The sequence below is a fragment of the Zobellia galactanivorans genome (genome assembly GCF_000973105.1).
Lineage (GTDB): Bacteria > Bacteroidota > Bacteroidia > Flavobacteriales > Flavobacteriaceae > Zobellia > Zobellia galactanivorans.
Genome location: NC_015844.1, coordinates 3,637,521 through 3,660,258 on the forward strand (window position 1 = coordinate 3,637,521; position 22,738 = coordinate 3,660,258).

General features: G+C 44.8%; 15 protein-coding genes. All 15 read right to left on the minus strand.

Annotated elements, in window-relative coordinates:
• Positions 1-15: 15 nt before the first annotated feature.
• Positions 16-2,061 carry a glycoside hydrolase family 127 protein gene (locus ZOBGAL_RS14860; RefSeq protein WP_013994480.1) on the minus strand — a complete coding sequence of 682 codons (2,046 nt, stop codon included), beginning with the start codon at positions 2,059-2,061 and terminating at the stop codon, positions 16-18.
• Positions 2,062-2,242: 181 nt separating this feature from the next.
• On the minus strand, positions 2,243-4,213 hold the full coding sequence (locus tag ZOBGAL_RS14865) for a glycoside hydrolase family 127 protein (RefSeq protein WP_013994481.1): 1,971 nt from the start codon (positions 4,211-4,213) through the stop codon (positions 2,243-2,245).
• Positions 4,214-4,249: 36 nt separating this feature from the next.
• Positions 4,250-5,830, minus strand: a complete 1,581-nt coding sequence (locus ZOBGAL_RS14870) for an MFS transporter (protein ID WP_013994482.1) — start codon at positions 5,828-5,830, stop codon at positions 4,250-4,252.
• A gap of 39 nt (positions 5,831-5,869) precedes the next feature.
• Positions 5,870-7,954, minus strand: a complete 2,085-nt coding sequence (locus ZOBGAL_RS14875; protein WP_013994483.1) for a glycoside hydrolase family 127 protein — start codon at positions 7,952-7,954, stop codon at positions 5,870-5,872.
• A 315-nt stretch (positions 7,955-8,269) separates the two neighbouring features.
• On the minus strand, positions 8,270-10,060 hold the full coding sequence (locus ZOBGAL_RS14880; protein ID WP_013994484.1) for an arylsulfatase: 1,791 nt from the start codon (positions 10,058-10,060) through the stop codon (positions 8,270-8,272).
• A gap of 41 nt (positions 10,061-10,101) precedes the next feature.
• The gene (locus tag ZOBGAL_RS14885; RefSeq protein WP_013994485.1) at positions 10,102-12,183 is read right to left on the minus strand and encodes a DUF5696 domain-containing protein; all 2,082 of its coding nucleotides are present in this window, start codon (positions 12,181-12,183) and stop codon (positions 10,102-10,104) included.
• Between the two features lie 61 nt (positions 12,184-12,244).
• Positions 12,245-12,892 carry a bifunctional 4-hydroxy-2-oxoglutarate aldolase/2-dehydro-3-deoxy-phosphogluconate aldolase gene (locus tag ZOBGAL_RS14890; protein WP_013994486.1) on the minus strand — a complete coding sequence of 216 codons (648 nt, stop codon included), beginning with the start codon at positions 12,890-12,892 and terminating at the stop codon, positions 12,245-12,247.
• Complete coding sequence (locus ZOBGAL_RS14895; protein WP_013994487.1) at positions 12,882-13,835, minus strand: 2-dehydro-3-deoxygalactonokinase; 954 nt, start codon at positions 13,833-13,835, stop codon at positions 12,882-12,884. The genes ZOBGAL_RS14890 and ZOBGAL_RS14895 overlap by 11 nt, the downstream gene beginning before the upstream one ends.
• Positions 13,832-15,283: an aldehyde dehydrogenase family protein gene (locus ZOBGAL_RS14900; protein ID WP_013994488.1), complete on the minus strand. Its 1,452-nt coding sequence runs from the start codon at positions 15,281-15,283 to the stop codon at positions 13,832-13,834. The genes ZOBGAL_RS14895 and ZOBGAL_RS14900 overlap by 4 nt, the downstream gene beginning before the upstream one ends.
• Positions 15,258-16,424: a mandelate racemase/muconate lactonizing enzyme family protein gene (locus ZOBGAL_RS14905; RefSeq protein ID WP_013994489.1), complete on the minus strand. Its 1,167-nt coding sequence runs from the start codon at positions 16,422-16,424 to the stop codon at positions 15,258-15,260. Before ZOBGAL_RS14905 ends, ZOBGAL_RS14900 begins: the two co-directional genes overlap by 26 nt.
• Positions 16,425-16,459: 35 nt before the next feature.
• A complete protein-coding gene (locus ZOBGAL_RS14910) occupies positions 16,460-17,467 on the minus strand; it encodes an L-rhamnose/proton symporter RhaT (RefSeq protein ID WP_013994490.1) in 1,008 nt (335 codons plus the stop codon).
• Between the two features lie 135 nt (positions 17,468-17,602).
• Positions 17,603-18,904 carry a GntP family permease gene (locus ZOBGAL_RS14915; RefSeq protein ID WP_013994491.1) on the minus strand — a complete coding sequence of 434 codons (1,302 nt, stop codon included), beginning with the start codon at positions 18,902-18,904 and terminating at the stop codon, positions 17,603-17,605.
• A gap of 120 nt (positions 18,905-19,024) precedes the next feature.
• On the minus strand, positions 19,025-19,909 hold the full coding sequence (locus ZOBGAL_RS14920; protein ID WP_013994492.1) for an AraC family transcriptional regulator: 885 nt from the start codon (positions 19,907-19,909) through the stop codon (positions 19,025-19,027).
• 277 nt (positions 19,910-20,186) lie between these two features.
• Positions 20,187-21,341, minus strand: a complete 1,155-nt coding sequence (locus ZOBGAL_RS14925) for an alpha-hydroxy acid oxidase (protein ID WP_013994493.1) — start codon at positions 21,339-21,341, stop codon at positions 20,187-20,189.
• A 9-nt stretch (positions 21,342-21,350) separates the two neighbouring features.
• Positions 21,351-22,721: an FGGY-family carbohydrate kinase gene (locus ZOBGAL_RS14930; protein WP_046287962.1), complete on the minus strand. Its 1,371-nt coding sequence runs from the start codon at positions 22,719-22,721 to the stop codon at positions 21,351-21,353.
• Between the last annotated feature and the right edge of the window lie 17 nt (positions 22,722-22,738).

Below are 22,738 nucleotides of genomic sequence, written 5' to 3' on the forward strand. Positions count from 1 at the left end.
TCCCTGTAATTTGAATCAATATTGTAAAGGCAACCAAACGGACATATCATTGACACCTCTATTTGCCCAAGCAAAATAGGGTATCATTTTAATTGGGGTTTTCTTAAGTTCGGTTTTTACCAATGGCTTGTATAATTGCTTTGACCAATCTTCATTTGGTAATATTTTGGCTTCGCCTTCCAAGACTGTGACCCCGGACAAAAGATCGGCTTCGTATTTTGGTTGAAGCTTTATATCTGAAGGAAGCACGATATCCTTGATATTGCTACCTGCCGCTAAGTCTTTACTTTCCAAACAATACACAATAGGGCCTCGTTTTACCGCTACTTGGTTTCGTGTTTCTTCAACGTTCGGGTCGGCGGTAATCAGACGAGGGGCCATTGGTAGTTCAAGCTCGACCACATCGCCTTTTTTCCATTTGCGGTTGACTTCTGCGTAGGACCCTGCTTTTGGTGATTGGTCTTGCTTCTCTCCGTTTACTTTTATATTGGCACCCTCGGCCCAAGCGGGAATTCGTAGCATGAGGGCATATTCTTTTTTCTTTTTGGAATCAATGGTGATTTTGATGTTTCCGTCCCAAGGATAATTGCTTTCTTGTGTTAGTTTGATGTTACTGCCATCGGCTAAATCGGTATCAAGGACATTGCTTCCGTATAGGTTTACCCAGATGCCTTTTTCCGAAGTGCTATAGGCATAGGTGTGCATTTTGGCGATGGTGCGTATGATGTTGGGAGGGCAGCAGAAAACCGACATAAATTCCCCGCGTTTGCCTTCGTCTTTGGTATTTTGGGGATGCCCCTCAATAAAACGTAAGGGGTTGGTGTAAAAGAAATGCTCACCGTCCAAAGAGATTCCTGAAATGGCGCTGTTGTAAAAAATGAGTTCCATGATATCGGCAAAACGTCCTTCGCCATTCATCAAGAACATACGCCAGTTCCACATGGCGTTTCCTATATTGGCACAGGTTTCATTGTAGGCTTTGATATTGGGTAACTCATAGTCTTGCCCATAGGCCTCGGCAACAATGGCATGATTTGAAATCCCGAAGTGATGCGGGCCTGTAGCTCCCGTTATGTACATCTTTTGGGTGCTTACGTTGGTCCAAATACGTTCTAGGGCATCCTTTAGGGCCTGGTCTCCGGTTTCGGCATATAGATCGGCAACACCGGCATAGAGGTAATTAGCGTGACCTGCATGGCCAACGGCTTTCGATTCTTCCCTTATTGCGGTTCCCCTTTGGCTATGATCCATGCCACGGTGGTCTAGGCGATCTTTTGGCGCCGTACCCAACATATCTACAAATGTTTCCGTGAGCTCAAGGTATTTTTTGTCGCCCGTGGTACGGTACATCTCAATAAGGCCCATGTAGTGGGGCGGGTTCCAGTCAATACGTGCAAGTTCTGGAGAAGGTTCTTTAAAGTGGTCGTAAATATTGTCGCTTGCCTTGATGGCGATATCGAGAAAGTTCTTTTTCCCTGTAATTCTATAGTGTACGCAAGCGGCCGTCATCAGATGGCCAAAGTTGTAGAATTCGTGTGAAGGACCATTGGTATAGGGTTTTTCATCACTTTTAAAAGGATGTGCCGACTCGTGCAGAAAACCGGCAATACCATGGCCTATTTGAATTTTTGTGTGGATATAGCCGTCAGGGCGCTGTGCTTTGGCAATTACCGCGATAATCTCGTCCATCTGTTGGTTGATCTTTTCGTCTTTGGTCATCGCGTATTCGTAGGCCAAGGCCTCAGCATACTTGTAAAAGTCCCCATCGGTAAAAGACCACCCCCTGAATTCGCCTTCCTCTAAACCGGCGGCTACTTTAAAATTGGAGTAGGCATGAATGATTTCGGGGTCGTCCATCAATCGGCCTAAGTTTGGGATCATAACCTCGTGCGCCTGCTTTAGTTTTTCGGCCCAGAAACCGTCTGTCCATCGACAGTCGTCGATATCTATGGTCTTTAGGTTCATATGAGGGGTTTTGGCGTTGTTTAATACCCCGTGTTCTTGCGCAAAGCTGCAAATGGATAATAATAGGGTGCTGGCAAGTGCAATTGTTCTTTTCATAGTTGAGTCTTAAAAAGATGAGTGTTTTATTTAAGTTGATAAGGCCGGTGTATCGGTACCGGAACCTTACAAATAAAGCACTAAAAGGAGTCTTTCCTTCTGCGTGGATTAACTGCCATTGGCACTATTCTATCTTTTTGGTATGGTCTGGTCTGTTTTTTTAATTTTTTAGTTTTGTTATCTAATCGTTCCAAATTACAGGCATAAATACGGTCATTTCCGCTTGGCCGCGATTACTCCATGCGTAATAGGGTATAAGTTGGGTTTTATAGGGCATCCATTCCGGTTTTTGAACCGGTCTGTAGATGCCATCACCCTTGTCTTTTCGAATAAAAATTTCTCCATCCAGCGTAGTGATCCCCCCTAAAAAATCGGGTCGATAAGTGGGGTCAAGTTTTTTGTTCCCATTGAAATAAACATCTAGAATGTCGGTATCCTTAGGTAGGTCGGGAGACTCTATACAGTAGACTATCGGTCCGCGTTTTATGGCTATTTGGTTACGTACTTCCTCAATTCTAGGATGGCCTTCTATAAATTCAGCTTCCATGGGCATATCAAGAATGAGCACATCGCCTTTTTTCCAATTGCGTTCAATATGGGCAAAGCTTCCGGGTTCTAAAAGCATGGTCAATTCTTCACCGTTCAGTGTGAGTTTTGAATTCTTGGCCCATTTCGGAATACGTAAACTAATGGAGAAAGCTTCCGTTTTACACTCTTCAATATTCAATTTCACCCTTCCTTCCCAAGGATATGCCGTTTCTTGGGAAACCTTAATAGGGGAATCATCTAGTAGACGCGTGTCTAGATGATTGGCCCCGTAGAGGTTAACACTTATTCCGTTTTCCGAAAGGCTATAGGCCCATTCCGAAACGGTAGCAATGGTGCGGACTAAATTTGGAGGGCAGCAGAAACAGCTTAGATACGGTTCCCTGTTGGGGGTCTCGGTGACATTTTCATGTGCGTTGTAGTCTCTGGTATTGTTGAGCATCCGTAACGGATTCGCGTAAAAGTATTCCTTCCCGCTTACGCTGATACCGGAGAGGGCACTATTGTAGAGCACCAATTCAACGATATCGGCATATTTGGCCTCGGCCTTCAGGTTCAGCATGCGATAGCTGAACATGGCGTTACATAAATTGGCGCAGGTTTCGTTATAGGCGGTCATATTGGGCATCATATAGGCATCGATAAAGCCCTCTTCGATCATATCGCGATTTACCGAAGCCCCATAATGGGCCTGGCCCACGGCACCGGTTACGTACATTTTTTTGGTCGTCACATTTTTCCATAAGCGGTCCAAGGCGTCAATGAGGGCCTTTTCTCCTGTTTCGGCATAGACGTCGGCAGCACCGGCGTAATAGTATAAAGCAAGCACGGCATGGCCTACGGCTTCATGCGATTCACGTAAAGGCGTACGCTCCTGTACCATATCGCCAATAGGATATCCCTCGGTGGTCGGGTGGTGTTTTACTTCGTATTTTCCGCGGTTATCGATGAACTTTTCGGCCAAGGCCAAATACTTTTTGTCGCCCACCGTACGGTACAGTTCTACCAAGCCCATTATTTGGGTCTGATTGAAGCCGAAGCGGCCGTAATGTTTGGTGTCGGGCATAAAAATGGTGTACAGTAAATCGGCATGCTTGATGGCAATATCGAGGAAATTACCTTGCCCGGTAACCCTGTGGTGAATGCAGGCGCTGATAAGCAAATGCCCGGTATTGTACATTTCGTGGTACTTTCGGTTTTCGTAACGGTCTACGTCTTTCCGAAGCTGTACTTGGGTCTGAAGGTATCCGTCGTTTTCTTGGGCTTTGGCGATGATGTCTATGTATTCGTCCAATTCCTTTAATAATGCTTTATCCTTGGTATGGGCGTAAACGTAGGTTTTGGCTTCCATGAATTTGTAGAAATCACCGTCATGCCAAAACATGCCTTGGTGTTCCCCTTCCTTTTCACCGGCCGCTATTTTAAAATTGTTAAGGGCATGGCCTACATCCCCACACAGTACATCGCCCATGTAAGGGACCATGGCATTGGTACAAAGTTGGAATTTATCGGCCCAAAAACCAGAGGTCCACTGGCAATCGCCGATGTTCAAGCTTTTTAGTTGGGTATACGGACTGTTCCTATTGGCAGGGGTGGCTTGTTTCATCAAGGTAAAAAATGTTTGATATTATAAGTTCGATATCTAAGGCTGTGGTTTTGGTTTAGGGGCCAAGGCCAGTTGCACTTCTTCAATGGACATGTTTTTGGTTTCCTTTAAATAGAAATACAGGATTACCATCCCGATGGTCACTATAATGGCATAGAACAATAATGTTAAGCTTATGCCCATGGTCGCCAATTGCCAAGGGAAAAATTTCTGTACCAGGTAACTCACAAAACTCGTGATCAAGGTGAAAAACGGAATGGCGATACCTCTGAGCGAAATAGGGAAAATCTCGGAAAACAAGACCCACATTACGGGTCCTACCGAAAAATGAAAGGCCCCGATAAAACTGAGTATGCCCAACAAAATAAGAAGGGCGTTTATATCTGCCGCTTTTTGTAGCAGTAGACCGGAGTAATTTCTGGCGTCCTTTTCCCCCAAGGTCTCGATCAGGGCCGACTTAAAACTGATGTCGTTATCAAAGGGCACATCGATCAGGGGGGTCAATCTTTCTGCATTGGGTATGGAAGACATTTCGGTAATAGCACTTTCGGTTATGGTGTAATTGGCGGTATTAAATCCGTAATAACAAACGCCAAGACTCAGCACGATCCATAACATCCCCCATATGATCATGGGTCTTCGGCCCATTCTGTCTACTAAAAGTAGGCCTAAAACAGTAAAGACGATACTGGTCAGGCCTATATAAATGGCCTGTGCAAAAGCGGCATCGGTTCCGATGCCCAACTGTTCGAATACGGTAGGGGCATAGAAAAGAATGGCGTTGATGCCGGTGGCCTGTTGTGCTATCGCAATGGTCATGGCAATAATCATGGTCACCCGCATCGGCTTTGCAAAAATTTCTTTCAATTGCGTAAGCATAGAACGATCTTGGTTGCTATTTTCGATACTGTACCGCATTTCTTGAATTTTCTGGGCAATCTCAGTTTCTGGTGTAACTTTCAGAAGCATTTGTTTTGCTTCTTCTTCCCTCCCTTGATAGAGTAACCAAGCCGGGGATCGAGGAATGAAAAACAAAAGAACGAACCACAAGAGGGCAAAAATCACTTCGGTTGCCAACATCCACCGCCAAGTGTATTCGTTAATCCCTAGGGCAGCTACCCAATGGGCATCGGAATCTGCAAGGCCAAGGATCATATAATTGATGAAATAGGCGGCCGATAAGCCCACAACGATGTTGATCTGGGTCATCGATACCAATTTACCCCGCCATTTGGGAGGTGCTATTTCACCGATATACATTGATGCCAATGAAATTGAACTAAAAGCGAGTCCGCCCAAGAAGCGTGCAGCGATAAGGGTCGAGTATGTAGGTGCCAAAGAGGAACAGGCCGCTGAAATAAGATAAAGGGTGGCAGCAATCATCAGGGTGGTTCTTCGTCCATATTTATTACAGGCGTGTCCTACAAAGACTAGGGCCAAAAGCACCCCCATGGCAGGAGCCCCCACAACCGACCCAAGTTCTAGGTCGGTAAGTGAGAATTCCTGTGTAATAAACTTTACCGTCCCCGATATTAAAGCGGCATCCAGCCCGAAGACAAAACCACCCATTGCCACAATGGTTGCATACGTAAAAGCATTCCTTTTATAAGAACCCATAAATTGTTTAAGTTAAGTTATGGCCAAGCAGGGGCGGTCTTAATCCCAGATTACCGGTAAGAAAACCGTCATTTCACCTTGGCCTCTATTGCTCCAAGCATAGTAAGGTATAAAATTGGTTTTAAAAGATTCGAATTCGGGAGCACTGACTTCTTGGTACATTTGACCGATTTTGTCCTTACGGATAAGAACATTGCCCTCAAGGGTAGTTATACCTCCTAGAAAATCGGGTCTAAAGGTAGGGGTAAGTTGTTTTTTCGAGGAGAGGTAAACATTGGTGATATCGGTTTTTTCGGGTAGGTCGGCCGATTCAATGCAGTACACTACAGGTCCTCGTTTCAAGGCAACTTGATTACGGACTTCCTCGATGCGCGGGTGCCCTTCTATGAACTTGGTCTCCATGGGCATATCAATAGTGATTTCATCCCCCTCGGCCCATTGTCTTTCTATTTTGGCGAACGTACCGGGTTGCGCCTTGGCTACCTTTGTACCGTTCACTTTAATTTGGGTACCCTTTGCCCAACTGGGTATACGAAGGAGAACCTCAAAAGCCTCGGCTTTACATTCGTCAACGGTAATTTTTACGGCGCCGTCCCATGGGTAATCGGTTTTTTGGGTCAGTTTAAGGGGAGAGCCGTCTAAAAGTGTCGTTTTTAATTCGTTGCCTCCATAAAGGTTGACGGCAATTCCGTTTTCTGATTTGCTATAGGCCCATCCCGGCGATTTGGCAATGGTACGCACTAGGTTTGGAGGACAGCAGAAACATTTAAGGTAGGGTTGTCTTTCGGGGAATTCAACGTTCATTTTTTCATAATCCAAGGCCCCGTCAATTTTCCGAAGCGGATTGGAGTAATAGTAGTTCTTGCCATCAAGGCTGATGCCCGAGAGCCCACTGTTGTGCAGTACAAGCTCCATAATATCGCCATGTTTGGCATCGCCCGTTAGGGTGAGCATTCGGTAATTAAACATGGAATTACAGATATTGGCGCAGGTTTCGTTATAAGCCGTCATGTTGGGCATCATGTATTCATCGATAAAACCTTCTTCAATTTTATCGAGACGGGAAGATCTTCCATAATGGGTTTGGCCGATAGCCCCGGTAATGTACATTTTTTTGTTCGTTACGTTGTCCCATAATCGCTCTAGGGCATCGATCAGTGCCTTTTCCCCGGTTTCGGCATATACATCGGCAGCACCGGCATAATAATACAAGGCCAGTACGGCATGTCCTACGGCTTCGGTCTCCTCTCGAAGCGGAACGCGCTCTTGTACCATGTCGCCAATAGGATAGCCCACCGTGGTCTCGTCATCCTCAATTTTATAGGTACCGCGCATGTTTATAAATTGCTCCGCCAACTCTAGGTAACGCTTGTCTTTGGTTGTACGGTATAGTTCTACCAGTCCCATAATCTGGGTCTGATTGAAACCAAAACGTTTAAGGTGGTCGGGTTTCGGGGAAAAGAGTTTGTACAGATAATCGGCATGTTTTACGGCAATATCAAGAAAATTGGTTTTCCCGGTCAGGCGGTAATGAATACATGCACTGGTAAGCAAGTGGCCACTGTTGTACAGTTCGTGATATTTTCTATTCGTAAAGGGCTCTATATCATCTCTAATGATGGCGGGTGTGGATAAGTATCCATCGTCTTGCTGGGCTTGTGCGATAACGCTTATGATCTCATCTATTTCCTCAACAATTTTTTCGTCTTTATTTACACCGTAAAGGTACATTTTGGCTTCCATCCATTTATAGAAGTCCCCATCATGCCACCAAAAGCCTTTGTGCTCGCCTTCTTTGAGTCCTGCCGCAATTTTAAAGTTATTGTAACCATGGCCAATATCGCCTTTTAGAATCTCGCCCATATGGGGTATCATGGTTTCTTCGGCAACTTTCCACTTTTCGGCCCAAAAGCCTTCGGTCCACCGGCAGTCTCCGATATCGATACTTTTTAATTTGACATGTGGACTGTTGGTATTGTTGATAATTCCACTTCCGGAATCTAAATGGGCCGCATAGTCTTTTGAAGCCGGTTTTTCGTGTTTTAAGGCGTCCGGATTTGTCGTGTTTTGTTTACATGAAAGTACAGCGAGCAGCGTGCAGAGCGAAAGGGTTAATTTTTTCATAGTCAGTTTCTTAAATAGTACTAGATTTTCCCGTTAGGAAAACAAGCTTGTTTATAGCTACGGTTTGGTGTTTTATATCGTCAAAGGTTGTCGGCCAAGGAGGATATGAACTAATTACCTTGCAAATTACCGCGTACGGCAAAGCAATGTAGCCTACAAATAAAACATAATTGTAATGGAGGTAATTTGTAGATTTTATCTAGTTAAGGCACTATTTTACCCCAAATTGTTAAATTAAGGAATGGAATATGTTACTTGAGTGTGGATTGTTGGGGTGAAACAGACTTGTTTACAATGCCCTTGAAATGGGGGCGATTATAGGTCCAATCGCTCAACATCCACAAAAACAGGACCTGTAGCGAGCCGTTCGAACTTTAGATAGGCATGAAAATTACCCCTTCCTTCAGGAAGTTCTACATCGTTAAAAGTTATGGTCTTTTGGTCTTTCTTTATGGGAAGGGTGAGATGTACGTCTTTGTACTTTAGATGGGCAACCCCGTCCACTTTCGACGGGGGAAGGCTTAGCCGAATCTTATAAGTGCCGGCTTCCGTTTTTACACGCCAATAGCCGAGGTCGTTTTTTGATAAAACCCTAGGGCCGCCCCAATCAAATTGGGAGAGGTTTACCTCGGGTTGCCGCTCACTACCGAGATAGATGCGCTGAATGCCTTTGGCGTCCCTTTCCTCGGTAACCTCGTCGAACCAATTTTCATAGCGGGCGAGAAGGTCTTCTACGATTTCCGGGTGGTCTTTCGCTAAATTAATACGCTCGCTGGGGTCTTTCTCAACATCGTACAGTTCGAGGTTGGCAAGTACTTCTTTTAATTCTTCGTCTTTAGGTTGGTAGAGGATATGGTGGGGGTCGTCATGCGGACTTACCAGTTTATATTTTTGGGTTCTAACGGCAAAATGCATGTATTTGAAAACTGTGGGGCCGTAGTGCATTTGAGTTATAAATTCCCTATCGTTAAAATCGATAGGTCTACCCTGCCACAATGGCAACAATGAGCGGCCGTCTAGTTTAACTTCTTTCGGGGCTTTAATGTCACAAACATCCAAAATGGTCGGTAGTATATCGATTACCGCTCCCATGGTACTGCTTTTTTGTCCTTTTTTCAATTGCGTGGGCCACTTCACAAAGAAGGGAACGCGAATACCGCATTCGTACACACTGGTTTTGGTGCCCCTTAAGTTCGATACCCATCTGCCTGGGTAAACGTCATTTTTAGTACGTCTGTGCCTAGGGCCGTTGTCCGATAGAAATATAACAAGGGTATTGTCGGCAATACCCAAATCTTTTAACCGCTTTAATACGCGGCCCACATTGGCATCGATATTGTCGATCATGCCGTAGGTTCGGGCATTATCTTCATGCAAACCCAATTTTCTGTATGGTTCGGCTTTTTCATCGGGCACTTCCAACGGAAAATGCGGCAAGTTGGTGGCCAAATAGGTGAAAAATGGTTTTTCGCTTTTAGTGCTTATAAAATCCAAGGCCGCATCGGTAAATATATCATCGCAATAGCCTTCGTATTTTTTTGATTCATTGTTGTGTTCAAGAATGGGGTCGAAATAGGTGTTGCCCGCGGGGCCGGCTGCCTGCCCAATTCCTCCGCCTTTATGGACCAAGGCTTCCTGAAACCCTTGGTCGGTAGGGCGCATGGGAGCATTGTCGCCTAAGTGCCACTTGCCGAAAATTCCAGTGCGATAGCCGTTTTTGGACAAAATTTCCGCGAGGGTTTCTTCCGAAGTGTTCATCAAATGGTCTACTTGTGTCACTCCGGTAACCCCGGTCCGATAAGGATACCTTCCGGTTAATATGGCGGCACGGGTAGCGGAACAGTTGGGATAGGAGAAGAAATGCGTCATTTCGAGTCCTTCTTTTCCTATCTTTTCAATGTTAGGCGTTTTTAAATAAGGGTTGCCGTGAGAACCTAGGTCGCCATAACCTTGGTCGTCGGTGAGCATGATCAATACATTGGGGCGATCTTGTGCCCAAAGGTAAGTAGTACTGCAGAGAAGCAAACAAAGAAGGGGGACGACGAAAATACTGTTGAACCTGTTTTTCTTAGTGTTTGATTTAAATTGCGTTGCAGTATATTTCATAATGACCACTTGTTTTGATTGTATTCTGGAGAATACGTCTGTTAATCCATATGTAAACTCACTTGGAAATGACCGGTTTTAAGACTGCCATCCTTCATTTGTATTCGATAGCCGTAGCCAGGAATGCTAATGCCTCCTTCGATTTTTTGGGCTACGGGACCTAAATTTGCAATGACTTCGGTTCCGCTGGAAAAACGGCTTCGTTGTACCTTGTAATCGGCGCTGAGGTATTCATGGCTTTTTAACTCTGAATAAAAGGTTTCTTTGTGAACCGGACTTACTAAGTCCCTTGCCATTTCTATCATGGGGCGCATGCCTTCAAATTCATAGGGAGCAAAGAAGATTGTTGTGCCCCTGCCAAATAACATGCTTCTCAAGGCTTTGATTCTAAAATCACCGTTAGCGGTAACCTCATTATCGGGGTCTTGGATCTTACCGAAATTGGCAATCGCTTCATGGTACACTAAATTGAAAAGCGGGGCAGGGTGTGAGATGACCGAAAGTGGGCGGTCTTCCAAATAGGTCATTCCTTCGAACATATCAAAGTAGGGGATCCATTGCTCTTGGCCGTGCTCGGTTCCGTTGACAAGGTTGAAACTATCGATGTATTTGGCCAGTTCAATACGACCTTCTTTTCCGTTCTCACGATACGCGGCAAAGGTAATATCGGTTATATCTGCCTCTAGGCCCAAGTATGAAATTTCCTTTTCAATATTTTTCTGGGCCAATCCTTTTTGGAATTTAGGGTCAACACGTGCCCAACGGCTACCGGTATTCATCAGTTTTCCTTCGGCATCGCGTTGCATGAGGTCCGTTGTGAAATTCGGGTCGTTCTCCAGCATGGGCGAATAGGCGTGGTAAGACGAATACAAATACCCGTAAGATTTAGCCAAATCTACCGCAGCTTTCAATTTTTCAGGACCTCCCAAGGCTTCGCTAATAGGGTAGTTGTGAGGAACGAAATTCGAAAAAGTGCCCCACGCATGAACAAAGGCCTTGTCTACCCTTAAATCATCGTGAATGGTTTTTATGATGTTTTTTAATTCGTCGAAAGTAAAGGCCATGCCGGGCATGTTCACGTAATGCGGATACCCTCCGTAAATGCCGAAATAGATAGCGCCGGGAAGTTTGTTGACGTTTGGGTTTCGCTTTAATTTTTCTTGGAGCGAAACAAAGTGGCCACGTGCCTTGGCCTCTTTTTGGTAAACTTTGGCCATGTCAACGTAATCACCTCCGGGAATAAAATGGTAGCTTATTCTCATTTTTCCCTTTTCTTGGTCCAATTTCCAAATGGGATCAAGAAATACAATACGCTGGTAGGGAGACATTACTCCCTTGGCATTGAAAAGGTATTGTCCGTTATTGTTGATGTTGTATTGCATGTGCGGACGGGCCGAAACATCTACAATGCCCATAACGGCCGATTTTTCATTATAGGTACCCCACCAAGGCATGGTGAGTCCGGTACCGTTGTTGAACAGTTCTAAAGAACCTTGCGATTTGTTGTTGTAGGTGGCGTCGTCCCATTTGCAAAAACGTCCCCCGTTCATGGGAAAGATGTATGAAGGACAAATAACGCCCTGCTTTTGTGGGATTACCGCCGCCCCTTTGTCCTCATCGGTTTTTAAACTGAAGGCCCTGGCGGGATAACGCAGGTCGTAGAGGGTAAAATTGCCCGAACGGTGTTCCGTCACTTCAACGTCTAATTGGGCGTTGTTGGGGTCTAGCCTCAATTCCGTAGCGATAGAGACGCCTTTTGCAACGGAGCCGTCTTCAAAAACCGGGTCGATAAATTTTAGGGATACCGTATTTTTTGCGGTTTTGGAAACCTCGATTTTTTTGCTCTTTGAAATATTGACGGTCTGCTTTTTTCCTTTGGAATCGGTCAGGGTCAGTAAACCGGCCGCATTTTCCCATGGGTCTGATTTCCAAACGTGGCCCGAAGTTTTTTCGGTAACCGAAAAGCATCCTGTTTTAGAATCGATGTTGATATTCAATTTTCCGTTCTCCAAAACAATAGGGTCTGGGCTAATGGAGTCAAAGGCAAGGCCTTTGAATGCGGTCAAACAGGTGACAACCAAGAGTACAAGGGTGCTTTTAGCTACTGTGCTATTGTTTTTCATCGTTGCGAATGGTTTGGGTTGAACTTTATAATTGAGAATCGATAGGGTTTAGGTGAAAGGCTTATTCTTTTATAAAATCACGTATTTCATTTTTCATTTTTAAAAAGTGCTTTTCAAGGTCGGCGTAATTACCCTCACGGATCATTTTTTTGTCAAAAAGGGAACTGGCCAAACCGGCGCCAACGGCTCCGGCTTCAAAGAAGGATTTTATGTTTTCTACTGACACGCCTCCCGTAGGCAATAGTTTTATTTCGTTCAGTGGGGCCAATACGTCTTTGATGTATTGAGTGCCCAATTGGGTGGCCGGAAATACTTTGACCGCCGAAGCCCCCAAAGACCACGCCCTATAAATTTCGGTGGGTGTATATGCCCCTGGAAAAATGGGGATATCATGGGCTACACAATGTTTGATGACCTCTTCGTCGATAATAGGGGTTACGATAAACTGAGCTCCCGCCTCCAAGGCTACGGTCAAATCTTTCATGTTGCAAACCGTACCGGCACCTACATTGAGCTCGGGGTATTGTTTGGCCAAAGTAGCTATGGTCTGTGAGACCTCGGGCGAGTTCATGGTTATTTCAATGGTGTAGTAACCGCTGCTTACATATGGGGGGATGATCTTAAGAACCTCTTCGGTAGTTAGGCCCCGTAAAATGCCGACGATGGGGTTTTGATTGTATTTTTTCCAAGAAAATGAATTATTCTGCATAGGTCTCCAGTATTTTTTTTTGTCCTTTAAGTAGTGCTTTTTCTAGTATCCGCTCTTCAAAACAAATAATTTTTTCCGTTGGTAAGAACGAGGCTAGGGCTAGTTTGTATAGGGTATTGTATATTCCGCTTGCAGCGAGAAAAACGGTTTCGTCCCTGCGTTGCAAATTTGTTATCTCGGCACCGATCAAAAGGCCCGATAGGTAAAAGTAATTATCATGGCCCGGGCTATCGTTAAGCAAGGTGTTGGCCCTGATGGAGAATAACGATGGCATGCATTGGTTGGCAAGGCCTTTTTCAACACCGCTCAAAAAACTGTTTTGGTAAGCGGGGCTCCACTGGGCCGGTTCAAGCGAGGCCGATAAAATGCTATGTTTGCTTATGATTTCAAATAGTTCACCGGTCATAAAAGTGGTAAAACCTTTAAAGTTTCCCTTTTCAAAACGGATATGCTTGCTGTGGGTACCCGGTAACAATAGGGTTCCCGATTTGTGAACGGTGAGTTCTTCAGCTAGACCAACGGCTTGGATTTCTTCCCCCCGCATAACATCGGCTTCGGAGCAAACACCGGACACGAGCAGCACATCGGGCATGGAATCAAAAGCGATGAGTTCACTTCGCAAATCCATTCCATCAAAGGAAAAGGGTATGGGCGCATAATTTAACTCTTTCATGCCTATGGAGGATGAAAGCATACCCGAAGCCACGATCAGTGAATCGTCGTCTTCGGGTATGTTCAATATTTTAAGTTGTTCTTTAAGGTATGCCGCGAAAAACTGGTCTTGCCCGAGTTCCGATTGAGACTTGAATTGTAGAAAACACTTCTTTATGCCCATATCTGTAGTATGTTCGGAAAGGACATCCAGGGTTTCTGTATTTATCAAGCGCAATCTGAAATTAGAGGTACCCCAATCACAACTAATAAAAGTATTCGGTATTTTCATTGGCGCAATAAGGCTTTGGTTACTCTTTTTTTCGCAAGATAGTCATCTAGCGCGTAAGTAGAGCAGTCAACCCCTATACCGCTATTCTTTACCCCACCATGGGGTAGGTATATGTCGTATTTTACGCCGTTCAGTTGTACTTCCCCGAATTCTAGGCGCTTCGCGAAGAAATCAAGGGTTTCGTTATTTTTTGAAAAGACATAAGAAGCTAGTCCCGCATCGGTATTATTGGCCAAAACAATAACTTCTTCTTTTGTTTTAAATGGAACAATTAGTGCTACAGGGCCAAAAATTTCATGCTGAAGCACTTCGACTTCGTTGCTATCGAAAGTAATTACCGTAGGTTCAAAATAATAACCCGTGCCGTCTAAAGCCTTTCCTCCATATCGTAAATTGCCTCCTTGTTCAATGGCTTTGTTTACGATATGCTGTACTTTTTTCACCGAAGCCTTGTTGGCCAAGGGGCCCATGTCGGGCTGGTTTTCCCGGCCAAAACCTACTTTGGTGCCACTAAATTTTTCTACCATGCCCGCGGTAAAGTCCTCTACAAGCGATTCGTGAACAAAAAAGCGGTTAGGTGCCACGCATATTTGACCGCTATTTCCGGTTTTTAGGGCTGCCCCGATGTTTATGGCCAGTTCTAGGTCGGCATCTTCACAGACGATGAAGGGGGCGTTTCCGCCACATTCCATACTGTATCTTTTGATCGAGGTCTTGGCGCTTTGTGCAATCAATTTCTGTGCCGTCTCGGTAGAGCCTATCATCGTGATGAGTTTAGGTATCGTGCTCTCGCATAAGGGGATGCCAACCTCCTTGACATCGCCACAAAGCACGGTTATTACCCCTGCGGGGAAATTGATTTCAGCACATAATTCACCTATAATATAAGCGGACAAGGGGGAGAATTCAGAGGGTTTTAAAATGATGCTGGAACCGGCGGCCAAGGCGGGGCCTAGTTTGAATCCAAGATTTAGTAGCGGAAAGTTATATGCCAAAAAAGCGACCGCGACCCCTAGGGGCTGTGATATAAAATGGTGTTCGTGCGTACCCTCTTTGTCCTCAAGGGGAATGTCGGAACGTTTCTTGATTTCTTCCGAATAGTACTTCAGTGAATCGGTAATGCTGGTGAGGTCTTCTTCTGTACCTTCCCAGGTCTTGCCCATTTCATACATGATACTTTCGCGGAGGCGGTCTTTATTGTCGAGAATTTTGTTTCTGAGCTTGTCGATCCAATCCAAACGTTCATTCAGGGGAAGGGCCGACCAAGTTTTGAATCCTCTTTGCGCACTTTCAAGGGCCCTTTCGGTGTCTTCGCGACTGGCCCAGGCAATTGTAGCGGTAGGTCTCTCATCTGCAGGGCAGATGACTTCAAACGTTTTATTGTTAGAGGCTTCTACAAGCTTTCCATCGATGTAAAGTTTTTTATGACCGAATTTTAGTTGCTCCATCTTTGTGTATTTCTTTATCTAAATAATGTTCTAGTTTATCCATATCGACATCAACGCCTAGACCGGGAGTGCATGGTACTTCCAAATGGCCGTTTTCTAATTTGATCTTATGAAGCGTGACCTCGTCGCGCAGGGCGTTTTCGGTTCTGTCAAGTTCCATGGTGGGCAAATCGTTGTACATTCGGCCTGGATTTTTATCTAGGTTGGCGACCAAGTGTACGGCGGCACTAATGGCGATCCAAGTGCCCCAAGTATGTGGTACCAGGTCAACGTTATAGGTCTGGGCCAAGGTTGCTATTTTCTTGACTTCCGTAAGTCCGCCAGCGGCACAGATGTCGGGTTGGGCAATGTCTACGCAATCTTTATCGAAAAGGCGTTTAAAGCCATATTTTAAATACTCACATTCGCCGCCCGATATGGGTATGGTCGTATTTTGCCTTAATCGCTTATAGCCGTCATAATCTTCGGGTGATACGGGTTCTTCAAACCACGAAATATCAAATTTCTCGGCTTTTCTGGCCAGTTCGATGGCTTCTTTATAGCAATAGGCGTGGTTGGAATCGATCATTAGTCGCATATCGGGACCAATGGCCTTGCGGATCGCGGCAATATATTTTAGGTCTTGCTCTATGCCTAGGCCTACTTTCATTTTCGTGGCCTTGAACCCTTGGGATTTATACAATAGTGCTTCTTCGACCAATAGCTCTTCAAGGTTTTCGGTTCGGGTAAAATAGAGTCCCGTAGCGTAGGGTTCTATGATCGGATTTTTAACCCCGCCCAAAAGGACGGATACCGGTAGATTCAATAATTTACCCTTGATATCCCACAAGGCTACATCAATGGCACTGATGGCGGCTTGAAGCACACCGCTTCTCGCGTAATCCATAGACCTTCTGTACATTTCCTGCCACAAGACCTCATGTCCTATAGCTTCCTTTCCCAGTAGGAAGGGGGTAAAGAAATCAATTCCCGATTTAATGACCGCGGCAGGTCCGTAGCCTTCTCCCCATCCATAGGTGCCATCATCCAAGGTAATCTTCACGATACATATTTTTCGAGTGTCGTACTGCCATTGCGAAAAATAGAAAGGCGTGTCTAGTTTATGGCTGATGACATAGGGTTCTATCTTTTTAATTTTCATAATTTAAAAGGCTTATAGTTAATGAAATGGTTGGTTTAATAGTTGGCATAACCTAAGATACATATGGCAACGATGAGAACGGTAAGACCGCCCAATAAAACTTTGAAGGGCCTGTCCGCGTTTTTCCATTCACCTTCCCTATAGCCCCAAATATTGCTGATGATCAAGGCCAGTCCCAAAAGAATCGGCCATCCTACCACGGGACCCAGGTTTCCCATTAGGGCGGCACCTTGTCCGTATACACCTAGGGCGGCGAACCAGAAAATGCCCGCTAAAATTGCCCAGCCAAGGGCTTTACGCTTGTTGGGCACGCGATAGGCATTCCACGATTTATTCTTGATAAATAGATAGAGTGCATACCCGCCGTTCATCGCAAAGGCCCCTAAGAGCACGACGACCCATGAGGCCAAGCTCGCATTTTGGGCATCTACCCCATATTGGGTTACGGCAACACTGGCTACCGGTGCGGCATTGGAAAAACCAATATTCAAAAATGCGGAAAGCACCCCTGATGCAACGGCGATCAGTACTCCCAGTTTTATAGATTTACTTGTAGTGGAGGAATTGCTGTGGAGCTTGTCCCGTTGTACCCCGGCCACTGCCGTAATGGCCACTCCCACAAGAAGAAGGGCTACGCCCAACATGATTATGGGAAAGGAAGGCTGTTCAAATGCGCCTTCAATCTGAAAAAGCGGAATGATCGAACCCACCGATGCGGCAAGGCCCATTACAATACCGTATGTTATGGATATACCGGTTTTTTCCACACTTACGCCAAAGAGAATGCCGCCGATACCCCAAAGAAAACCATAAAATGCGGCCAAGAACAAAGTGTTGCCCTCGGTTTGCGAAATGATCTCAAAAAGGTTAGGTATGACTATAAGAGCCCAAAGTATTGGAAATAATATCATAGCCGTAAAGGCGTGAACCAACCACCATGCTTCCCATTTAAGGGGGGCTATATGCTTCATGCCCAATCCGAAGGTTCCTTGAAAAAAACTCGCGAATACGATTAAAACGATAGCCAAAATATAGGTGTCCATGTATGGTTTTGTTTGAAGTTTACAAATAAAAAGTGAGGTAGAACGGTTAAAACCTTTTAAGTGATACAAAGAAAAATCAATAAGAAGCAGGTAGATTGGCCAATTTTACCTTAGTATAACATTATTTTATCCGTGTTATAACTCACTCAAATAATATAATGCCAGAACCAATAATCCGCCACTTAGGGCTACTACGCCCGATAACAGGCTGAACGATTTTAGCAATCGGGAAACGGAAACGTCGTGGACTTCCTTGAACAGCCAGAAAAAACTGCTGTTTACATGGATGACGCCTAGGGAACCTGCGCCGATAGCGGCTGCGGTAAAGGTGGGGTGCAATGTTCCGTTGGAAACCAAGGGTGCTACAATGGAGGCCGTGGTTATAAGGGAAACGGTAATGGAACCCGTAACCGTGGTGAACAATAGGCTCAATAAAAAGGGGATGACAATGCCCATGGCGGCAATATCCCCCATGTCGGAAAACATGGAGCCCACAATTTCGGTGTCTTTTATGACCTGGCCAAAGGCACCTCCCGTTCCGGTAATAAGAATGACAATGGCCGATTTCTCTCCCGATGATTGAAAATATGTGTTCAATAGGGTAGAAAAGTTTTTCCTTGGTAATAAGGGAAGGGCAAACAGAACGCCTATAAGAAGGGCCCATACAGGGTTTTTAATGAAAGATATGATTTCGTTTTCAAAGGGGTAAATAGTGCCTATGGACATTAAGAACAAGGGAACCAATAAGGCTGCAAACGGAAGGATCCGCTTAGGGCCTTTTAGTATAGCAATCGGAGCGGCTTCCCCTTCGGTTTGTGAAAGGGTATCAAGACTAAGGTTTTTCTTGTTGAACCGTATAAATACCAAGCCCCCGATAATGGCGGCTATGGCCACGGCAATGTTTATCGGTATCATTTCACCGATGTTGATTTCAAGAATGGCGGCCACGGCAAGCGGACCTGGGGTAGGGGGGATTAAAGCATGGGCAACGGTTAGGCTTATGGCCAATGATAGGCCCAGTGTAAGCACCGAATGGCCCGATTTTTTCGACAGAACGAATATGGTGGGCAGCAAGGTCAGGTAAGCGACATCCATAAAAACGGGGATACCTATCAAAAAACCAATAACCGCCATACTTAAGGGGAGGTATTTGGTGCCAAAAAGGCCAATGATACTATTGGCGATTACATCGGCCCCGCCTGTACGTGCGAGAATTTCTCCTAATAGCGTGCCGAACAAAATGATCAGTCCGATCCACTTGAGGGTATTTCCGAAACCGCTGAGCAGACTTTCGGTAACGACTTCTACCGAACTCCCCGTCGCCAATCCTAAAATAAGGCCGCAAACCAAGAGGGCCGGTATAGGGTGCACCTTAAACACGGTAACGGCAACAATCAGTAAGATGATGCAAAAAAGTAAGAACAATAAACTGGTCACTCGTTCGTATTTAAGTTAGGTCGCTTCTTCTTCGTACGCTCAAAAATAACCTAAAGCCCTTAGGGGGAAGACACGTGAATTATCTCGTATTGGCACTATTATAACAATATGCCGGTAAAATTATACCGCTTCTTTTTTCTGGTTGTACCTATGCATGTACTCTGTTGGGGTAATATTCATCAAGGCTTTGAACTGTCGGTTGAAGTTGGTAAGGGTATTGAAGCCCGATTGGTAGCAAATGGTAGAAATTTGCATTTCTCCCTCAATCAAAAGTTTACAGGCGTTTCTTAATCGTATTTCGTTCAAGTACTGGGTAAACGATTTTCGGGTGCGCTTTTTGAAGTAACGGCAAAAGGCATTGGGGGTCATATGTGCTATTGAAGCTACTTTTTCGAGCTCTATTTTCTTTTCGAAGTTTTCGGTAAGAAAGGTAATGACCTTGCCCATGCGGTCTTTTTCGTTATTGTTATAGGTGTTGGCTATGACTTCTGAGCATAGCGTTTTGTAATTTTCACTTATGGATAGGGTGTCGAGGACCTTAAGAAGCCCTACAACACTAGATAGGCCTTGGTCACCAACGAGGCCCGTAATCAGATTGTGAACCATGTAGGTCGTTGCCTTTGAGAATTTTATGCCCCGGTCGGCAAGTTGGAATAGGCTTTTTAGTTTTTGTGATTCGGTGAGTTCTAAAAACTCCCTGCCTAGAAAATTCGATTCAAACTTGATTACGATGAGGTTGACGGCTTCCGCTTCCTGTTGGTCTTGGTAGTATTCCTTATGGTTTTTGAACAAATGCGGGACATTGCTTCCAATGAGATAGAGTTCCCCGGGGCCAAAACTTCCTATAGAATTGCCTACATATCTGGTGCCACTGCTCTTTATAAAGTAAATCAGCTCAAGTTCTTTATGGAAATGCCAGTTTTGTTCTATACAGGGCAGTCGGTCTTGCCTCGCTAAAAAAGAGTTTTCAGGTCGTTTTTCAGTCTGTTTGTACGTCAACTTCATAGTCTATTTCTTTGGTTAATTCCCCCAGTTCGAAAAGCTCGAACGGGCCGTCAAATTTTCGAAATTCCCTTTTTTGACAAAGTAAAATTCCGATAAATATACAAAATTACCTTAAATAATATCAAATGTATGATTTTAGGATAGAATAGTGTGGGCTTGGGGGTAGTGATGTTTTTGTCCGCATTCTGGCCCATTGCTTTGTAGGGCTAGGGTGTAAAAGTAAAGAACCCCTCGCAAGAGGGGCCCAGTTTAACAACGGATAACGTCGATTTGGTACTTATAGCTTTTTTATAATATGTTGTGGCAGATCTTCGACACGTTCACAGCACAATTGGTCCATGACTTGTTTGAATTGGGTTTTGAGCATGGTGATGGTATGGTCGCCACCAGCGTTTCCTAAAGCACCGACACCGTACATGAAGGATCGGCCCATAAAGGTAAATTTGGCTCCGGAAGCCATGGTGCGGGCAATATCTGGCCCTGAACGCATACCGCTGTCCATCATGATCTCAATTTGATCACCGTATTTTGGTGCGATATCGTGAAGACTGTGTATCGTAGATTCGGCCGCATCGAGTTGGCGGCCTCCATGATTGGATAAAATAATGCCATCAAAGCCCATGCGTATGGCATCTTGGGTGTCTTGTTCCGAAGCCACCCCTTTTAAGACCAGTTTTCCCTTCCATTTATCGCGGATCGGTTTAATTTTTTCTTCATTGAGCCGACCGGAAAAGGTCTTGTCCATGAACTGTCCTAACTGTCTTAGGTTTAAGCCTTCCGGAGTATATGGTTTTAAGGTTTCAAATGTAGGTTGGCCGTACTTGAGGGTGTTCATGGCCCATGTAGGTTTGCCTAGAATTTGAAGTATGTTGGTCAACGACATCTTGGGAGGGAGGGCCAATCCGTTACGAATGTCGCGGGGACGGTAACCAAAAGTAGGTACATCGCACAACAATACAAGAACGGGGCACTGCGCGGCTTCGGCCCTTTTGATGATGTCGTCACGTAGTGTGTCTTCTACCGGATTATACAGTTGAAACCAGGCCTTTCCCTCGGTTATTTCACTGGCGCGTTCAATACTCATGGTCGTGACGGTACTCAGTATGAAGGGAATATTATGTGCGTATGCCGCTTTGGCCAAGATTTCTGGTGAATTGGGCCACATAAGCCCTTGAAGTCCCACAGGGGCGATACCAAAAGGCGCATCGAATTCCATGCCCAGTACCTTGGTCTTGGTTGAACTTGTGCCGTAATTTCTGAGGTAGCGGGGCTGTAGTTGTACTTTGCGAATGTCGGAGGTATTTCGTGAAATACTTACGTCTTCGTTACAACCTCCATCCAAATATTCAAAAGCGAATTTGGGAACCCTTTTTTTTGCCTTGGTCCTTAGGTCATCTACGGACGGATAGGCGGAATTGATTTTGGCGGCCATAGGTTCTGTTTATTTAAGGATAAAAGGAATGTGTTTTTTTAGGGAATAGTTCTTTTTCAGGAACTTTGAGTTCAATTTGGTGTCGGAAATGGCTATTGCCGCACCCAAGGCGGAACCAAGGGAAGAATCCGTTGTTCGAAGCTCCATGTTCCTAAGGTAGTGCGATACGAGTTTGATGTAAATATCATTATCGCTAAAGCCCCCATCGACATATAATCTTTCTATGGTGTCCTTGCCGGCCACGATATTAATGCTCTCCACTTGTAATAGCACCAATTCTATCATCAAATGGTGGTAGGCATGTTCAAACCTGTCATAGCTATAGTTCGTTTGGCTTGGCATGTTTTTATGTTCGATACTGAACCATTTAAAGGAAAACTGAAAATCTTTTATGATGTCGAAAAAGGTGTCATAATCGAACATTACTTTTTTATGGTAGTCTTTGGCTACATTGAATTTTTTGGTCAGTTCCTCTACTTGGAGCCGGTACTCGTTTCCTAAGAAAAGACGATTTGACTTTACCGGTTTTCCGTTAATACGCATATAGTTGATGCAGCCTTTTTCTACATCGTTTTCCGATAGGGGCGTTTCGGTAAATGGATTAAGGGCAATGCTCCATGTCCCTGTCGATACTAAGATGAATTTTTTCTTAATACTGCGAACGTAGGGTAAAAGCGCTGCGGAACTGTCGTGAATGCCCACTCCGATTTTAATGCGTTTACCGTTATAGTTCATGTTGATGCTAGTTTCCGTGGAAACAATGGGCGGTAATTTGGTGTTTATACCTTCTTTATAGACCCATTCGTGGTAATCTTTCTTTTTGTAGTCCCATAAGGCGGTATGGCAACCTATACTGGTGTACTCGCTCAAAGGGATTCCCGTAAATATGTAACTGATATATTGGGGAAGGTGTAAAGAAACCGCTATTTTTTCATAGACCTTGGGTTTGGTATGTTTGAGCCAATACAGTTGCATTCCCGAATTCAGCATTCCCGAATTGGAGGAACCTGTACTTTGGGCGAATGTATTTTCCGGACCGTATTTGGCATAGAAGGCATCTATTAACTTTGGGTCATAAGGTTTTGTATAGTTGTATAAAGGCGTCAACACTTCACCGTTTTCGTCTAGATGGACGAAGCTCGCCCCATAGGTAGAGAAGTTAATGGCGGTAATGGTGTATTTTTTTGATTTCAAAATACGCTCGAATACCGCCTTTAACCATTCTTGTAGGGCTTTTAGGTCTTCGGTAGGGTGCCCGTCTTCGTCTTCAATAAAATCGAAATAGGTATATTCCCTATATACTTCTTGAAAATCGTCGTCAAAAAGAAAGAACTTCTTGTTCGTTTTTCCAATATCGAATACCGCGGTAACCTCTTTCATGCTTTTATCGTAAACTA

Coding starts and splice junctions, on each gene's coding strand:
- ZOBGAL_RS14860 (WP_013994480.1), bottom strand. CDS start 2,061: ATGAAAAGAACAATTGCACTTGCCAGCACCCTATTATTATCCATTTGC.
- ZOBGAL_RS14865 (WP_013994481.1), bottom strand. CDS start 4,213: ATGAAACAAGCCACCCCTGCCAATAGGAACAGTCCGTATACCCAACTA.
- ZOBGAL_RS14870 (WP_013994482.1), bottom strand. CDS start 5,830: ATGGGTTCTTATAAAAGGAATGCTTTTACGTATGCAACCATTGTGGCA.
- ZOBGAL_RS14875 (WP_013994483.1), bottom strand. CDS start 7,954: ATGAAAAAATTAACCCTTTCGCTCTGCACGCTGCTCGCTGTACTTTCA.
- ZOBGAL_RS14880 (WP_013994484.1), bottom strand. CDS start 10,060: ATGAAATATACTGCAACGCAATTTAAATCAAACACTAAGAAAAACAGG.
- ZOBGAL_RS14885 (WP_013994485.1), bottom strand. CDS start 12,183: ATGAAAAACAATAGCACAGTAGCTAAAAGCACCCTTGTACTCTTGGTT.
- ZOBGAL_RS14890 (WP_013994486.1), bottom strand. CDS start 12,892: ATGCAGAATAATTCATTTTCTTGGAAAAAATACAATCAAAACCCCATC.
- ZOBGAL_RS14895 (WP_013994487.1), bottom strand. CDS start 13,835: ATGAAAATACCGAATACTTTTATTAGTTGTGATTGGGGTACCTCTAAT.
- ZOBGAL_RS14900 (WP_013994488.1), bottom strand. CDS start 15,283: ATGGAGCAACTAAAATTCGGTCATAAAAAACTTTACATCGATGGAAAG.
- ZOBGAL_RS14905 (WP_013994489.1), bottom strand. CDS start 16,424: ATGAAAATTAAAAAGATAGAACCCTATGTCATCAGCCATAAACTAGAC.
- ZOBGAL_RS14910 (WP_013994490.1), bottom strand. CDS start 17,467: ATGGACACCTATATTTTGGCTATCGTTTTAATCGTATTCGCGAGTTTT.
- ZOBGAL_RS14920 (WP_013994492.1), bottom strand. CDS start 19,909: ATGAAGTTGACGTACAAACAGACTGAAAAACGACCTGAAAACTCTTTT.
- ZOBGAL_RS14925 (WP_013994493.1), bottom strand. CDS start 21,341: ATGGCCGCCAAAATCAATTCCGCCTATCCGTCCGTAGATGACCTAAGG.
- ZOBGAL_RS14930 (WP_046287962.1), bottom strand. CDS start 22,721: ATGAAAGAGGTTACCGCGGTATTCGATATTGGAAAAACGAACAAGAAG.